This is a genomic window from Nocardia sp. NPDC003963 (assembly GCF_053605105.1).
On record NZ_JBSGIP010000119.1, the window covers coordinates 1 to 1432 of the forward strand.

At 63.1% G+C, this 1432-nt stretch carries 2 protein-coding genes; both read left to right on the plus strand.

Annotation, left to right across the window (positions count from 1 at the left end; all coding sequences use genetic code 11):
* The first annotated feature begins 134 nt into the window (after positions 1-134).
* Complete coding sequence (locus tag ACWEWT_RS38595) at positions 135-434, plus strand: transposase (RefSeq protein ID WP_194982285.1); 300 nt, start codon at positions 135-137, stop codon at positions 432-434.
* A gap of 2 nt (positions 435-436) precedes the next feature.
* Positions 437-1318, plus strand: coding sequence for an IS3 family transposase (locus ACWEWT_RS38600; protein WP_452565905.1), 882 nt, complete (start codon positions 437-439; stop codon positions 1316-1318).
* Positions 1319-1432: the final 114 nt, after the last annotated feature.

Sequence of the window (1432 nt, forward strand, 5' to 3'; positions counted from 1 at the left end):
TCATGATCGCCGACGACACCCGCAGACATCGACATACCGCCGAGTGTTTTTCTGCAGCTTGACAAATAGAGAGGCACCCCCGCTTCCTTGGAGGGCTCTGAGCATGGTCCGATAGGACCAGGAAGGAGCCCCGCGTGGCAGCACCGAAGAAATACCCGGACGAGTTGAAGGCTCGAGCGGTCCGGCTGTATCTGGAGTCGGACCCGAAGCCGACGATCCGCAAACTTGCCCAGCAGTTGGGTGTGCATCACGAGGCGCTGCGGAACTGGATCCGCCAAGCCGACACCGGTCAACGGCCCGAGCCGGAGGCGTCCGATCTGGCCGAGGAGAACAAGCGGCTGCGCAAACAGGTCGCCGAGCTGGAGCGGGTCAACGACATCCTGCGTTCGGCGAGCGCGTATTTCGCCTCGGAGCTCGGCCAGACCCGGAGGTGATCGTGCGGTTCGTCAAGGACAGCCGGCACCCGGTCGAGCTCGTATTGCGGGTACTCGGTATCGCCTCGTCGACCTATTACTGGTGGTGCAAACGCTTGGAACAACCCTCGGCGCGGCAGATCGCCGACGAGGCGTTGCTGGCCGAGATCGTCGATATCCATACCAGCTCCGGTGGGACCTATGGTTCTCCCCGGGTGCATGCGATGCTGGCCCGCCGCGGCATCTCGGTGGGCCGCAAACGGGTGGAGCGGGTGATGCGTGGCGCCGGGTTGCAGGGCGCCTTTCTGCGGAAACGGTGGCGCATCGCCTCGACACGGACCGGTCCACGGGCGGCGCCGGCACCGGATCTGGTTGAACGGGTCTTCACTGCGGACCGGCCGAACCGGTTGTGGGTGGCCGACGCGACCAGGATCCCTTGTGGGCAAGGCGTGTTCTGGCTGGCAGCGGTGCGGGATGCGTTTTCCAACCGGATCGTGGGCTGGAAGACCTCGGATCGCTGCGACACCGAACTGGTGTTGGGTGCACTCGAGTTCGCGGTCTGGAGCCGTGACATCCGCGGCGGCGAGTTGATACATCACAGCGATAGAGGCTCGACCTACACAGCGATTCGTTTCGCTAACCGGCTGGCAGACAACGGGATCGCGCAATCGATGGGATCGGTCGGCGACAGCTATGACAATGCGTTGATGGAGAACTTCTTCTCCACATTGAAGACCGAGCTGGTCTATCGCCGGGCCTGGCGGACCCGCGACGAGGCCGAGAACGCCCTGTTCGCCTACATCGATGGCTGGTACAACAGCCAGCGCATCCAGAAGAAGCTGGGTTGGCGATCACCGGATGAGTTCGAGGCGAGCTACCATCACCCGGTTCCGGCCGGAACCTGATTATTCGCCCTCCAGCAATGCGGGGGTGCCTCTCTATTTGTCAAGCTGCAGAAAAACACTCGGCGGTATGTCGATGTCTGCGGGTGTCGTCGGCGATCATGATCCGCCAGATGG